General features: G+C 72.6%; 14 protein-coding genes. 1 reads left to right on the plus strand and 13 read right to left on the minus strand.

Going from position 1 to position 13,936, the window contains the following annotated elements:
• Positions 1–47: 47 nt before the first annotated feature.
• The 4 genes from AB0F52_RS29475 to AB0F52_RS29490 all read right to left on the minus strand — a co-directional run bounded on the left by AB0F52_RS29475 (position 48) and on the right by AB0F52_RS29490 (position 4,097).
• On the minus strand, positions 48–1,031 hold the full coding sequence (locus tag AB0F52_RS29475) for a Ppx/GppA phosphatase family protein (protein WP_360177964.1): 984 nt from the start codon (positions 1,029–1,031) through the stop codon (positions 48–50).
• 123 nt (positions 1,032–1,154) lie between these two features.
• Complete coding sequence (locus AB0F52_RS29480) at positions 1,155–1,844, minus strand: response regulator transcription factor (protein WP_013222396.1); 690 nt, start codon at positions 1,842–1,844, stop codon at positions 1,155–1,157.
• Complete coding sequence (locus AB0F52_RS29485) at positions 1,841–3,082, minus strand: ATP-binding protein (RefSeq protein WP_360177967.1); 1,242 nt, start codon at positions 3,080–3,082, stop codon at positions 1,841–1,843. Before AB0F52_RS29485 ends, AB0F52_RS29480 begins: the two co-directional genes overlap by 4 nt.
• A gap of 145 nt (positions 3,083–3,227) precedes the next feature.
• Positions 3,228–4,097 (minus strand): oxidoreductase, encoded by an 870-nt coding sequence (locus tag AB0F52_RS29490; protein WP_360177970.1) that lies wholly within the window; start codon positions 4,095–4,097, stop codon positions 3,228–3,230.
• 67 nt (positions 4,098–4,164) lie between these two features.
• Between AB0F52_RS29490 and AB0F52_RS29495 the strand changes: the two genes are divergently transcribed.
• A complete protein-coding gene (locus AB0F52_RS29495) occupies positions 4,165–4,803 on the plus strand; it encodes a DUF6879 family protein (RefSeq protein WP_360177973.1) in 639 nt (212 codons plus the stop codon).
• A gap of 1 nt (position 4,804) precedes the next feature.
• Here the strand turns inward: AB0F52_RS29495 and AB0F52_RS29500 are convergent, their stop codons facing one another.
• The 9 genes from AB0F52_RS29500 to mshA form a co-directional block, all read right to left on the minus strand.
• Positions 4,805–6,022 (minus strand): ABC transporter permease, encoded by a 1,218-nt coding sequence (locus AB0F52_RS29500; protein WP_360177976.1) that lies wholly within the window; start codon positions 6,020–6,022, stop codon positions 4,805–4,807.
• On the minus strand, positions 6,019–6,699 hold the full coding sequence (locus tag AB0F52_RS29505; RefSeq protein ID WP_360177979.1) for an ABC transporter ATP-binding protein: 681 nt from the start codon (positions 6,697–6,699) through the stop codon (positions 6,019–6,021). The genes AB0F52_RS29500 and AB0F52_RS29505 overlap by 4 nt, the downstream gene beginning before the upstream one ends.
• Positions 6,696–8,051: a peptidoglycan-binding protein gene (locus AB0F52_RS29510; RefSeq protein WP_360177982.1), complete on the minus strand. Its 1,356-nt coding sequence runs from the start codon at positions 8,049–8,051 to the stop codon at positions 6,696–6,698. The genes AB0F52_RS29505 and AB0F52_RS29510 overlap by 4 nt, the downstream gene beginning before the upstream one ends.
• Positions 8,044–8,961, minus strand: coding sequence for a hypothetical protein (locus AB0F52_RS29515; RefSeq protein ID WP_360177985.1), 918 nt, complete (start codon positions 8,959–8,961; stop codon positions 8,044–8,046). Before AB0F52_RS29515 ends, AB0F52_RS29510 begins: the two co-directional genes overlap by 8 nt.
• 130 nt (positions 8,962–9,091) lie before the next feature.
• The gene (locus AB0F52_RS29520; RefSeq protein WP_360177988.1) at positions 9,092–9,391 is read right to left on the minus strand and encodes a hypothetical protein; all 300 of its coding nucleotides are present in this window, start codon (positions 9,389–9,391) and stop codon (positions 9,092–9,094) included.
• A gap of 604 nt (positions 9,392–9,995) precedes the next feature.
• Positions 9,996–10,745, minus strand: coding sequence for a phosphoglyceromutase (locus AB0F52_RS29525; RefSeq protein ID WP_360177991.1), 750 nt, complete (start codon positions 10,743–10,745; stop codon positions 9,996–9,998).
• Positions 10,746–11,177: 432 nt separating this feature from the next.
• Positions 11,178–12,041: a DUF4349 domain-containing protein gene (locus AB0F52_RS29530; protein ID WP_360177994.1), complete on the minus strand. Its 864-nt coding sequence runs from the start codon at positions 12,039–12,041 to the stop codon at positions 11,178–11,180.
• A gap of 69 nt (positions 12,042–12,110) precedes the next feature.
• The gene (locus AB0F52_RS29535) at positions 12,111–12,623 is read right to left on the minus strand and encodes a YbjN domain-containing protein (RefSeq protein ID WP_360177997.1); all 513 of its coding nucleotides are present in this window, start codon (positions 12,621–12,623) and stop codon (positions 12,111–12,113) included.
• Positions 12,620–13,933 (minus strand): D-inositol-3-phosphate glycosyltransferase, encoded by a 1,314-nt coding sequence (mshA, locus tag AB0F52_RS29540; protein ID WP_360178000.1) that lies wholly within the window; start codon positions 13,931–13,933, stop codon positions 12,620–12,622. Before mshA ends, AB0F52_RS29535 begins: the two co-directional genes overlap by 4 nt.
• Positions 13,934–13,936 lie beyond the last annotated feature (3 nt).

Consider the following 13,936-nt stretch of genomic DNA (forward strand, 5'->3'; position numbering starts at 1 on the left):
CTCTCCACCGTGCCCGTTATCCGTCCGGGAAGTCCAGCCGCGTGCTTTCACCGGTCCTCCTGTGCGCCGAAGCGCCCCACGAGGGCGGCTCCAGTCTCATCCGCGCTGTTCGAATGGTCCAGCCGCCGCAGGATGACACCCTCTCGCAGAGCCCACGGGCAGATCTCGAGTTCCGGCACACCGAGCGCCCGCATCGTCGCCTGCGCCACGAGCGCACCCGCCACGAGCTGGTGCGATCGGCTCGAACTGACGCCCTCGAGCTGCGCGAGATCGGCCGAAGGCATCCGCGAAACGAAGGCCAGGAGCTGGCGCAATGCGGTGTCCGTGAGCGTACGTCGGACGCGCGGGCCCGCCGCCGAGGGGGCCGCGCCGGTCAGCCGGGCGAGGGAGCGGAACGTCTTCGACGTCGCCACGACCCGATCGGGTTCACCCCATTTGGTGACCTTGCGCGCGAGGTCGGTGAGCTGGTCGTCCAGCCACGCGGACGTCGCGACGAGTTCCGAGCGCGTCGGGGGGTCGTGCCGGAAGCGGGTCCGGGTGGTGCGCCCGGCGCCCAGGGGCAGCGATTCGGCCAGCACCGGCTCCTCGTCACGGCCCATCGCGACCTCGAGGGAGCCGCCGCCGATGTCGAGCACCAGCAGCTGCCCGGCCGACCAGCCGTACCAGCGGCGGACGGCGAGGAACGTGAGCCTCGCTTCGTCGGTACCCGAGAGGACCTGCAGGTCGACGCCGGTTTCCTCGGCCACCCGGGCGAGCACCTTCACCGAGTTCTTCGCCTCGCGGACCGCGGAGGTGGCGAACGCCATGACTTCTTCGCAGCCGAGCCGGGTGGCGGCTTCCTTCGCGGACTGGACCGCGGTGCAGAGCTCGTCGGCGCCGGCCCGGCTGAGCTCGCCGCTCCGGGTGATCCGCTCGGCCAGCCGGAGCACGGACTTCTCGGAATGCATCGGCGTCGGGTGGGCGCCACGGTGGGCGTCGACCACGAGCAGGTGGACGGTGTTGGAACCGACGTCGAGTACCCCTAGGCGCACGGGGGTCCAGGGTACCGGCCCTGGCGTCAGGTCTCGAACATGTAACCAACAACACTCGGTGCGGTACCGCCCCGGCGCGCCTGCGAGGCCGCCGATACCGGGCGATACCGCACCTGATCGGGCTTACGTCTCGAACTTGTAGCCCAGGCCGCGAACCGTGACGAGGTGCCGCGGCGAGCCCGGGTCGGGTTCGATCTTCGAGCGGAGCCGCTTCACGTGGACGTCGAGCGTCTTCGTGTCACCGACGTAGTCCGCGCCCCACACCCGGTCGATCAGCTGCCCGCGCGTGAGCACGCGGCCGACGTTGCGGAGCAGGTACTCGAGCAGGTCGAACTCCTTGAGCGGGAGCGACACGTCGGCGCCGTCGACGGTCACGACGTGCCGTTCGACGTCCATCCGGACCGGGCCGGCCGACAGCACCAGCGGCGCCAGCTCGCCCTCCGAGCCGGGCTCGCCGCCGCGGCGCAGCACCGCGCGGACGCGGGCGATCAGCTCGCGCGCCGAGTACGGCTTGGTGACGTAGTCGTCCGCGCCCAGCTCCAGGCCCACGACCTTGTCGATCTCGCTGTCGCGCGCGGTCACCATGATGACCGGCACGGCGGAGCGCTGGCGCAGCTGCTTGCAGACGTCGGTGCCGCTCATCCCGGGCAGCATGAGGTCGAGCAGCACGATGTCGGCGCCGTTGCGGTCGAACTCCTCCAGCGCGGCCTGGCCGGTGCCGGCCACGGCCGCGGTGAACCCTTCCTTGCGCAGCAGGAAGGCGAGGGGGTCGGCGAACGACTCCTCGTCCTCGACGATGAGAACCCTGGTCACAGGTTTCCTCCATGATCTGGGCTGTCCTGCCCGGTAACCACGAGCCTGGGGGTGCGCTCGGGGGTCTTCTCCTGCCGCGGTGCCGGCGAGGTCTTGGCCGCCCGCGCCGGCTCGGCGGCCGGTTCGGGGCTGACGTGCGCGGGGATGCGCAGGGTGAACGTCGAGCCGGTGCCCGGACGGCTCCACAGCCCGACCGAGCCGCCGTGGTTGGCCGCGACGTGCTTGACGATCGCCAGGCCCAGGCCGGTGCCGCCGGTGGCGCGGGAGCGGGCCTTGTCGGCGCGGTAGAAGCGCTCGAACACGCGCTGCTGCTCGTCCTCGGCGATGCCGATGCCGCGGTCGGTGACGGCGATCTCGACCATCCCGTCGGCGAGCCGCCGGGAGATCGACACCGGGCTGCCGGCCGGCGAGTACGCGACGGCGTTCTCCAGCAGGTTCGACAGCGCGGTGACCAGCAGCGTCCGGTCGCCCTCGATGAGCAGGCCGCTCGGGGTGTCGGTGGCGATCCGGATGTCGGCCGACTCGGCCGAGAGCGTGGTCCGGCCGAGCGCCTCGCGGACGACCGCGTCGACCTCGACGACGTTGAGGTCGGGCAGCCGTTCGGCGCCCTGCAGCCGCGACAGCGCGATCAGCTCGGTGACGAGCTGGCCGAGCCGCGTGGACTCGCGCAGGATCTTGCCGCCGAAGCGGCGGACCTCCGCGACGTCCTCGGCGGCGTCGAGCACGGCCTCGGTGAGCAGCGCGATCGCGCCGACCGGGGTCTTGAGCTCGTGGCTGACGTTGGCGACGAAGTCGCGGCGCACGGCCTCCAGCCGGATGGCCTCGGAGTGGTCGACGGCCTCGACGACGGTGAAGCCGTCGCCCAGCGGCCGGACCTGGCCGAGCACCGCCTCCGGCTGGCGGCCGCGCGCTTCGAGCGGCGAGAGGTCGATTTCCAGGGCCTCGTCGGTCTCGGAGACCTGCTCGGCGGCCTTGCGGGCCCGCGGGTCGGCCTGGTTGACCTTGACCAGGCCCAGCTCGTAGGCGCGCGGGTTGTGCAGCACCATGTCGCCGAACCGGTTGAGCACGACGATGCCGTTGTGGGAGGAGCGGACCAGCCGTTCGAGGAGCTCGGCGACGGTCGGGCCCGGCGGCCGGACCTCTTCCCGGCGGGTGCGGGCCCGCGCCAGGAAGTAACCGGCCACCGCACCGGCCACCAGCGCGCCGATGGCCAATGCGAGTGAAACAGGCGTGGTCACGGGCCGATCGTAAGCTGAGAAGTGGCCCTTCGGCCTAGCGTTGTCCGCCTTGTCGTGAGCACCGCGACACCTGCGGAGGACATGTTCGCCGGGGCTTCAGGCGGCGTTCACCCGATCGATTCCCCGGCGAGACATTCCGGCGAATTCACCCGTTCCCGTCGAGGGTCGCCAAATCCTCCTCGCTGAGCTCCAGCGCGGCCGCGGCGACGTTCTGTTCGAGGTGCGCGACATCGCCGGTGCCGGGGATGGCGAGCACGTGCGGTCCTTGGTGGAGGGTCCACGCGAGCCGCACCTGCGCCGGGGTTGCGTCGTGGCGGCGCGCGACCTCGGCCACCCGCGCGTCCTCCCCCGTCGCGCTCGCGACGGCGAAGAACGGCACGAAGGCGATCCCCCGCTCGGCGCACATCCGGACGAGTTCGTCGTCCTCGCGGCGGGCGGTCAGGCCGTACTGGTTCTGGACGCAGACGACGGGCGCGATCGCGAGGGCCTCGGTGAGGTGCTCCGGGCCGACGTTGGAGATGCCCAGCTCGCGGATCAGCCCGACTTCGCGCAGTTCGGCGAGCGCGCCGAAGCCGTCGGCGAGCGAGCCGGTGCCGCGGTCGAGGGCCTGGCCGATCCGGTAGTTGACGACGTCGAGGTGGTCGAGGCCCAGCTCGCGCAGGTTCTCTTCGACCTGGGCGCGCAGTTGCTCGGGCCGGGCGGTGTAGAAGGTGCCTTCGAAGTCGCGGCCCGGGCCGACCTTGGTGGTGACGACCAGGTCGTCGTACGGCGACAGCGCGCTGTTGATCAGTTCGTTCGCCGAGCGCGGGCCGGCGAAGTAGAACGCGGCCGTGTCGATGTGGTTCACGCCGAGCTCGACGGCCCGGCGCAGCACGGCGAGCGACGTCTCGCGGGCCCGGATGCCACCGTCCGAAGTGGACATCAGGCGCATGGCGCCGAACCCGAGGCGGTTGACTTCGCAGGAGCCGAGCTTCCAGGTGCCCGCCGCGGCGGCGGGGAGCGTGTTCGTGGTCATGGCTCCAGCCTCCCGGCGCGGCCCGCGTGACCACCGGGTTTGGCAGTTTGCTGCCACACTGGAATACGTGGAGAAGGTGACTGACGTCGTCATGGTGCGCGGCGAAGCCGAGCTGTTCGAGCGGACCGCGCACCTGTTCGAGGTCGCGACGGAGATTTCCTGCGCGGCTCGCGACCTGCACACGTGGTCGGTGGCGCACCCGAGCGCGCCCGAGCGCGAGCAGCAGGCGCGCGCGATGACCCTGCGCAAGATCTACCTGCCCGCCGTGCTGTTCGACCCCGCGCTGGCCGGCCACCTGCGGCAGGTGGCCGCGCACGGCGCCCGGATCCGGATCACCGAACGCGAGATCAACGAGACGATCCTGCTCGACCGCCGCATCGCGATCGTGGCCGGCGAGGACGTCGGCGGTGTCCGCGGCTACACGGTGATCAGCAACCCGGACCTGGTCCAGGGCATCCAGTCGCTGTTCGAAGCGGCCTGGCACGCCGCGACCGACCTCGAGTCCTACCAGGCGCGGTTCACCGAGCTGGGCGCGCGGGAGATCCTGGAGCAGCTGGCGTCGGGCTGCAAGGACGAGACGGCGGCCCGGGTCCTCGGGGTCAGCCTGCGCACCTACCGGCGCCGGGTGGCGGAGCTGATGGAGCTGCTGGGCGCGTCGTCGCGGTTCCAGGCCGGGGCACGAGCCCGCGAAGCCGGCCTGCTGTGACTCACCCGCGCAGCGCGTCCACCGGCTCGATCGACGCCGCCCGCATCGCCGGGTAGGCCCCCGCCAGCAGCCCCACCACCGCACCGACCAGCGGCGCCGGGAACACCACCAGCGGATCGAGCACCGCCGTCCACCCCTGGACCAGCGCCACCAGCACCACCGTCAGCACCCCGATGCTCGCGCCGGCCAGGCCGCCGAGCAGGCCCAGCACCCCGGACTCCGCCACGAACTGCACCGCGATGTGCCGGCGGCGCGCGCCGAGCGCGCGGCGCAGGCCGATCTCCGCCGCCCGTTCCATCACCGAGACCAGCGTCGTGTTCGCGATGCCGACCGCACCGATCACCAAGGCCAGCCCGGCCAGCAGCAGGAAGAGGCTGTCGACGTCCGCCGTGACGCTGTCGCGCAGCGTCCGCGGGTCGGGCGGGGCCGCCGCCGCAAGGAGCTGCGGGGCGTCCGGGCGCAACGCGAGCGGCAGCTGGGCCGCCACCAGCTGGGCACTGCCCAGGCGGGTCTCGACCAGCATCTTCGCCGGCTCGTCCGGCGACGGCACGCCGTACCGCGCCACCGCCATGCCCGCCGGGATCAGCACGCCCAGCCCGGCCTGCGGCAGGCGCTGCGGGCTGCCCACGATCCCGATCACGGTGTACGCGTCGTTCCCGACGAACACCGCCGGTTGCGAGTCGAGCCTGCTGATGCCCAGCTGGGCCGCGGCGGCCGCGCCGAGCAGCGCCACGCGCTCGGCCCGCCGCTCGTGGAATTCGTCGAACAGCGCCCCCGTGGTCACCGGCGTGTGCGCCGCCCGCAGCGCGCCGGGTGAGACCGCGTAGACGTCCAGCCCGCGCGCGTCCCGCGCGGCCGGCAAGGCCCGGGCGCTCACCTGGGTCCCCGGCGGCACGGGCACCTTCCAGTACCGGCCCGCGTCGACGACGCCGTTGAGTGCCCGTGCCCGCTGGTCGGCGTCGGCCGGGAAGTCCAGCACCGGCTCCACCGTGCGGGTCTTGGCGCCGGCGTCGGTGACGGTGACCTCGGTGGCCGAAAGCACCGTGAAGCGGGCGCTGATCTGGCCGGCCGAAGTCGCCGTGAAGCCCAGGATCGCCACCAGCGACGCCGTGCCGGCGACCGTGCCGAGCATCGTCAGCAGCGACCGGGCCGGCCGCTGGAGCAGGCCGGCCAGCGCCTCCGCGGCGAGGTCCTTGACGGCGAAGGCGGAGCGCTTCACGGGACACGCTCGCGGAGCCTGCCGTCGGAGATCTCGACGACCCGCCCGGCCCGGGCCGCCACCAGCGGATCGTGCGTGATCATCACGATGGTCAGCCCGTCGGCGTGGAGGGCGCCGAACAGGTCCAGCACCGTCCGCGTGGTCGCCGTGTCGAGGTTGCCGGTCGGCTCGTCGCACAGCAGCAGCCGGGGCCGGTTCACCAGCGCCCGCGCCACCGCCACCCGCTGGCGCTCACCGCCGGACATGGTCGTCGGCAGCGCGTCGAGCCGGTGGGCGAGCCCGACCCGGTCCAGCGCCTCCCGGGCCAGGCCGGCCCGGCGCGCCCGCGGCGTGCGGTTGTAGAGCATGGCGAGCTCGACGTTCTCCGTGGCGGTCCGGTGCGCGAGCAGGTGGAAGGCCTGGAAGACGAACCCGATGGCGCTGCCGCGCAGCGTGGTGCGGTCCGCGTCCGGGAGGTCGGCCACGTCCCGGCCGGCCAGCTCGTAGACGCCCTCGGTCGGGGCGTCGAGCAGCCCGAGCAGGTGCAGCAGGGTCGACTTGCCCGACCCCGACGGGCCGACCACCGCGACGTACTCCCCGCCGTGCACGACGAGGTCGGCCGGGTGCAGCGCGTGCACCGGCGGGGTGCCCGGGTAGGTCCGCCGCACCCCGCGCAGGGCGATCACCGGCGCCGTCACCGGCCGACCACCACCCGGTCGCCCTCGGCCAGGCCGCCCGCGACCGGCTCGACCTCGACCAGCCCGGCGCCGGACTTGCCCGCGCGGACCTCGACGGTGCGCTGGGCGCCGCCGGGTGCGGCGACGACGACGTGCGTGCGGCCGTCCGCCGACGACGTGATGGCCGCCGACGGCACGGCGAGCACCGGCCCGGCGGTCTGGGCGAACTTCAGCGTCAACCGGACGTCCTGGCCGATCAGGCCGGCGTCGAGCGGCTGGTCCGGGGTGATCGTCACCGGCACGAAGGACTGGCCGGAGGCCTGCCCCTGCGTCTGGTTCTCCTGCGTCCCCTGCTTCGCCCCCTCCTGGGGCTGCCCGACCTCGGTCACCTTCCCGGTGCCGTGGAACCCGGTGACCTCGGCGTCGATCTCGGCCCCCGCGCCGGGCCGGACCAAGGTGCGGTCCGCCGGATCGAGCCGGCCCGCCACCTCGAGCTGCCCGGACGACAGCGTCACCAGCGGAGCCTCGACCGGGGCGCCGACCTTCCCGCCGAACTTCGTCACCCGCGCCGGGAACGAGGGCAGGAACACGATTTCGGCCAGCGGGACCATCGGGCCGGTGCGGGCCCGCAGGCCGGCCAGCCGGTCCCGGGCCGTGGTGAGGTCCGCCTCCGCGTCGGCGACCGCGGCCGGCGGGCCGCCCGCCCTGGCGTCCCGCACCCGGCGTTCGGCCTGGGTGACGGCGTCCTCGGCCGCCTGCAGCGCCGTCTCGTCCTGGCCGGTGGACCCGCCGGTCGCGGGGGCGCTGAAGCCGAGCGAACGGTAGTAGCCGGTTACGGCCCGCTTCGTCGCCGCACCGAAGACGCCGTCCGCGTCCCCCGCGGACGGGAACCCCAGCTCCCGCAGGGCCTGCCGCAGCTGGGCGACGTCCTTGCCGCTGTCACCCGGCCGCAGGTCGCGGTAGGCGGGCTCGGCGCCGTGCAGCGCGACGAGCGGGCGGCCGGCCACCTCGGCGAGCACGTTCCCGGCGCCGACGAGCTCGCCCGCCTGCTTCCGCACGGCGGTGACGACCGGCTTGGCCCCGGCGCCCGCCTCGCCGCCGGCCGACGGCGCGGGCGTCACCTCGACGTCCTGCGCGCCCGCCACCGTGCCGCGCAGCACCACCGTGGCGCCGACGACCTGCCGGGTCACCGGCGCGGTGAGCACCGACGGCGCCACCGGCGCCTGTTCGGCGGCGACCTGGGCCGGTGACTTGACGAAGGTGGCACCGAGCACCCCGCCGACGGTCAGCAGCACGAGCCCGCCGGCCGCCAGGAGCAGGACGCGGCGACGGCGGCGCAGCACGCTGCCACCCGCCGGCGGCTCCTCAGCCACCGGTCGCGACGATCTGCTCGGCGTTCTTCAGCACGGCCTGCCAGGCGTCCTGGAGCTGCTTCAACGCGGGCGCGTTCTGCTCGAGCAGCGTCTGCTGGTAGCCGGTCTGCACGGCCAGCCAGATGCCCGCGAGGTTCGTCCGGGCCTTGCAGGTCACGTCGGCCGTCGCGGTCGCGAGCTCCGCCGGCGACGGCGGGGTCGGCCACTTCTGCTTCCGCGGCTCGGCCGGGGACTTGTACGAGTAGCCGGACTCCGCCATGCAGGCGCTCCACGCGCTCGTCGCGGCGACCACCCGGCCGTCGCCCTGGGTCCGTTCGCTCGCCTGGCCGACGAGCCGCCCGGGCAGTTCCCGGTCGAGCCGGTCGTACTCGGGGGCGCTCACGACGGCGGTGCTCAGGCAGCCGTCCGAGCCCGAGGTGTCCGGCGGCAGGAAGCCGTAGAGCGCCTTGACCCACGCGGCGCCGTGTTCCTGCACGAGCTTGTCGAGCGTCGGGATCCGGCCTTGCTCGGCGGCCGCCTGGACGCTGCCGGCGCCCGGCGGCGAATACCCCGACTCACGGGCGGCTTTCAGGTCGTTGAGCCCGTAGTCGGGCAGCGGGGCGCTCGGCTGCGCGGTGCCCCCGCCGCTGTCGGGCTGGTAGGCGAACCCCTTGTCCCGCATGCACTTCGTGATGAGGATGGCGTTCGCCTTCTCGAGGGTTTCCTGGTGCCCTTTGGCCAGCCCGACGTACGGGTCGAGCGGCAGGTGCACCTCGGCGGCGGCGGCCGGGGCCGGCGGGGGGTTCGCCGGGATGACGGGTTCGGGCAGCGCCGCGGCGGCTCCCGGATCACCGGCAGGCGGGTCCGAGCACGCGGCACCCAGGACCAGAAGCGCCCCCAGGACCGGAAAGAGAACCGAAAATCGCTTCATGCGGCTTCACGTTACCACTCTGGTAAAGGGACAGGAACGGAAACGTCAGCGGATCCCGGGGCGGGCGCGCACCGCCCCGGAAACCGTTTCGGATCAAGCGCGATTCCCTCGGGAATCAGCCGGGTAAACTTCAGAAACTGCAGCCGCGTCCGTCGACGCTGAGCAGATCACCGCGACTCCAGCCGATGACGTGCGTGGTGTCGTTGCGGTGGTAGCCCCAGTAGTAGCCGTCGCTCGCCAGCTGGGCGACCGTGGTGCACTCGCCCTGACCGGGGTAGCCGAGGCCGTGGACGGTCCCGGTCACCGGGGCACTGCGGATGCGAACGCCGTTGCCGAGGTAGTCGCCGTGAGCGCCCGCCGCGGCGACACCGGTGCCGATCATGAGGAACGCGGCCGCCGCCGCGGCCGCCGTGACAATGGTTTTGCGCATGGTTCGATATCCCCATCTCGAATGACAATCGTTACGCGGACGAGTACGGCATGCGCACTCGCCGCCCTTCGACTTCCCATCGCGCCGTCGAGCGTCATTCACCCCCTCTGGTTCGCGGCTCGACGCCTGAACCGGAGGACCCACCGGAGTACCACGGAATTTTCCACCGATCCGGGAATGCGCTACGAATTACGCGGCGCCGCCGCGATCATTCTTCGCGCTCGCCCGGAAACCCCCGCTGCCAGAAAGCCCTCCCAGCGGAGAAACATATCGCAGAATCAGACATCCGGCCACAGCCTGCGCGCGACCGGATGAGGTTCACCCCAACGGCGGAGCTGCCCGATCGGGCACAAGTCATTGCACGCCAAGGGTTACCGGACGGATCGGACCGCCCGCGGGAAGTGCGGCCGAATAACGAACGTGCGGCAGAAATTGCGCGGGACACCGCGTCCGGAAGCTCACCGGAACGGGGTAGGGCGGTTTGCTCGTCACCTCGCGTCGGCGGCACGCCGGCCGGCCGTGGCCACCCTCGCCACCCCGGAAACCACGAAGGCCACGCCACGGGACCCGGAGTCCCGCGACGTGGCCTTCGGCGACCGGAAACTCAGCGGCCCTGGTTCGCCACCGCGGCGGCGGCTTCCTTGGCAGCGTCGGGGTCGAGGTACTCGCCACCCGGCTTCGCCGGCCGCAGGTCCTCGGTGAGGTCGTAGCGCAGCGGGATGCCCGTCGGGATGTTCAGCCCCGCGATGTCGGCGTCGGAGATGCCGTCGAGGTGCTTGACCAGCGCGCGCAGCGAGTTGCCGTGCGCGGCCACCAGCACCGTCTTGCCCGCGCGCAGGTCCGGCACGATCTCGGACTCCCAGTACGGCAGCAGCCGCTCGACGACGTCCTTCAGGCACTCGGTCAGCGGCGCCTGGTCGCCGAGGCCGGCGTAGCGGGGGTCGCCCGCCTGGCTCCACTTGTCCTTCGGGTCGATCGGCGGCGGCGGGGTGTCGTACGAGCGGCGCCAGAGCATGAACTGCTCCTCGCCGAACTCTTCGAGGGTCTGCTTCTTGTCCTTGCCCTGCAGCGCGCCGTAGTGGCGCTCGTTGAGGCGCCAGTCGCGCTTCACCGGGATCCAGTGCCGGTCGGCGGCGTCCAGCGCGATGTTCGCGGTGGAGATCGCGCGGCGCAGCAGCGAGGTGTGCACCACGTCCGGGAGCAGCCCGGCGTCGGCCAGCAACCGGCCGCCCTGGCGGGCTTCGCCCTCGCCCTGCTCCGAAAGCGGTACGTCCACCCAGCCGGTGAACAGGTTTTCCGCGTTCCACGTGCTCTGCCCGTGCCGCAGCAGCACCAACGTCCCAATCTCGCCCATGCCCCACAGCCTGCCAGAACGCGCCCCGCAACCGACTGGTGACCTCCGCCGCAGCGGCCGTCCTACCCAGAGTGTGTTACTGCGGAGTAACACCTCACTCTTCGACAAGTCCGCCCGCCAACAACGCGCAAAATTCCGACCCCAGACTGCACACCGTTATCGACATTTCGAAAATTCACTCGAACGGGCTAGCCAGTAGCCTTGTGATTACCGGGCGGGATCTGACAGGTTGGCTACGTCCCGAGCGGCCGGATTCCACGCACTCCCCGGCCGGGTTCGGGCATTGACCGCGGCTCGTCTCCCCCCTGCCGAGCCGCGGCCCGCCGGCCCCGTTGACACCCCCCTCGTCACCGGGTCCTGATCGGCGGGAACTTCAGCGGGGCGGCTCGAGATCGCGACTCCCCCTCCCTCGAGCCGTCCCGCCTGTTCCGCTCAGCCCTCGCCCGGTTCCGGCGCCGGGGTCCGGCGACGGCGGTGGAGCCACCAGCCGAGCCAGCCCAGCGGCACGAGGAACAGCAGGAACGGCGCGAGCGCACCCAGCACGGTCAGCAGGCCGCCGCCGAAGATGAGGAACGCGTGCCAGCCGCCGGCCAGCCCGCCGAGGAACCCGCTGTGGTCCTCCGCCGGCGGCGGAGCCGCGGCGACGTTGCGGATGGTCATCGCCACGGTCGCCATCGCCACGCTGCCGGCCAGCGAGTTCCGCTGCTGTTCGAGTGATTCGAGCGCCGCCTCGCGGCTCGTGAGCTCGCCCTCGACCGAGGCGATCTCGGACACCGACGTCGCCTTCGCCAGCAACGCGCGGATCCGCTCCACCGACGCGCGCTGCGTCGCCAGCCGTGCTTCGACGTCGACGACCTGCTCGGTCACGTCCTGGGTGTTCAGCTCCCGTTTGACCAGGCGGCTGCCCAGGTGCGAGAGCTGGTCGAGCACGCCGTCGAGCTTGTCCGCGGGCACCGCGAGGTTGAGCGTCGCCAGCTCGTCGCCCGTGCTCTCCTGCCCGGTGTAGCCGCCGGCGCCCAGCGCGATGCCGCGGGCCTGCGCGACGACGTCGACCACCTTGGGGGCGGTCAGTTCCAGCCGGGCGCTGCGCGAGAGCTTGCGTTCGGTGGCGCCCGGCTGCGGCGGGGTCACCTTCTCCTGCCCGGACTTGCCGGTGCCCTGCTGCGGCGCGGCCGGCACCAGCCCGGAACCGGCACTGTCCGCCGTGGACGATTTGCCCTCTTGAGCCGCCGAGCAGCCCGCCAGCACGAACGCCACGCCCACGACCGCGAGCCCGGCTCTCCATCGAGTCCGCATCCTGCGTCTCCCTCCAGTTCGACTGGCGAGGAGACGGATGTCCGGTTCAGGGCCGTTGCACGGCCCGGGTCACGACTCGGTCAAGCCCGGTTCGTGCGGCTTCTCCGGCGCGACGAGGTGCTTGAAGGCCTGGAGGTTGGCCAGGGATTCCCCGCGGGAGACGCGCCAGTCCCACTCGCGCTTGATCGACGTCGCGAAGCCGAGCTCGAGCAGCGTGTTGAAGTCGCCGTCGGCCGCTTCCAGCACCTGGCCGAGCACCTTGTCGAGCTCGTCGGCGCTCATCGTCTCCTTGCCGAACCGGCCGACCAGGTAGATGTCCCCGAGGTTGTCCACTGTGTAGTGGACGCCGTAGAGCTTGGCGTTGCGCTGCAACAGAAACCGGTAAACGTCCTCATGGGACTCATCGGGACGGCGGCAGACGAAGGCCTCCACCGAAAACGCGTGGTCACCGTCGACCAGCCACGCGTTGGTCTGCAGCTTCTTCGTTCCCGGCAGCGTGACGAAGTACTTTCCCGGCCCGCGCTTGTCGTACTTCAGCTCCGCCGAGTCCAAAGTAGACTGGATCAGCTCGTCCAGGCTCACACCGCCACCTCCGTGCGCAGGTCCAGCGCACGGGAAAAGGCGCTGGTGGCTTGAGCATAGATGTCCAGGAGCGCGTCCGTGGTCCGGCGCCAGGAGAACCGGCGCGCGTGCACGACGGCGTTGGCGGCGAGCTCGGCGCGCCGGTCCGGGCGGAGCGCGACGGCGGCCAGCGCGTCCGCCCACTCGTCGGCGCCGTGCCCGGGCACCAGCAGCCCGGAGACGCCGTGCGGCACCGCCACCGGCAGCCCGCCGACCTCGGCGGCGACCACCGGCGTCCCGCAGGCCTGCGCCTCGAGGGCGACCAGGCCGAACGACTCGTTGTAGCTGGGCACCGCGACGACGTCGGCGGCGCGGAAGACGCGGGCGAGGCGTTCGCCCGGCTGCGGCGGCAGGAACCGGACCTGCCCCTCGATGCCGAGCGCACCGGCCAGCTCGCGCAGGGCCTGCGGCTGCTCGAGCCCGGTCCCCGACGGCCCGCCGACGATCAGCACGACCAGCCGCGAAGCCAGCTCGGGGCGGCGGCGCAGCATCGCGGCCGCGGCGTGCAGCAGCACGTCCGGCGCCTTGAGCGGCTGGATCCGGCCGGCGAAGGCGAGCACGACGTCGTCTTCGGCCAGCCCCAGTTCCGCGCGCGCCACGGACCGGGAGCCCGGCGTGAAGCGTTCGAGGTCGACGCCCGGCGGCACGGCGTGCACCGCGCCCGGGTCGGCGTCGTAGAGGTCGATGAGCTGACGCGCCTCGACCGCAGTGTTGGCGACCAGCCGGTCGGCCTCGGCGACCACCTGCTCCTCGCCGATCACGCGGACACGCGGTTCCGGCTTGTCGCCCTCGGCGAGCGCGGCGTTCTTGACCTTCGCCAGCGTGTGCGCGGTGTGCACCAGCGGCACGGACCAGCGGTCGCGGGCGAGCCAGCCGACCTGGCCCGAGAGCCAGTAGTGCGAGTGGATGAGGTCGTAGTAGCCGGGTTCGTGGAAGGCCTCGGTCCGCAGCACGCCGGAGGTGAACGCGCACAGCTGGGCGGGCAGTTCATCGCGGCCCAGTGGCTCGAACGGGCCCGCTTGCACGTGCCGCACGGTCACCCCGGGCGCCAGCTCGGCCACCGGCGGCTGGCCGGACGCGGTCGCGCGCGTGAACACCTCGACCTCGACGCCGCGGCGGGCCATCTCGGTCGCGGTCTGGCTGACGTAGACGTTCATCCCGCCGGCGTCGCCGGTCCCGGGCTGTTCGAGCGGCGAGGTGTGCACGGACAGCACCGCGATCCGGCGCGGCACAGCGCGGAACCTCCGGATGTTGCTGGTCACCTGGGTCACGTC

This window comes from Amycolatopsis sp. NPDC024027, from assembly GCF_040638975.1.
GTDB lineage: Bacteria > Actinomycetota > Actinomycetes > Mycobacteriales > Pseudonocardiaceae > Amycolatopsis.

Coding starts and splice junctions, on each gene's coding strand:
- AB0F52_RS29520 (WP_360177988.1), bottom strand. CDS start 9,391: ATGCGCAAAACCATTGTCACGGCGGCCGCGGCGGCGGCCGCGTTCCTC.
- AB0F52_RS29490 (WP_360177970.1), bottom strand. CDS start 4,097: ATGACCACGAACACGCTCCCCGCCGCCGCGGCGGGCACCTGGAAGCTC.
- AB0F52_RS29525 (WP_360177991.1), bottom strand. CDS start 10,745: ATGGGCGAGATTGGGACGTTGGTGCTGCTGCGGCACGGGCAGAGCACG.
- AB0F52_RS29530 (WP_360177994.1), bottom strand. CDS start 12,041: ATGCGGACTCGATGGAGAGCCGGGCTCGCGGTCGTGGGCGTGGCGTTC.
- AB0F52_RS29515 (WP_360177985.1), bottom strand. CDS start 8,961: ATGAAGCGATTTTCGGTTCTCTTTCCGGTCCTGGGGGCGCTTCTGGTC.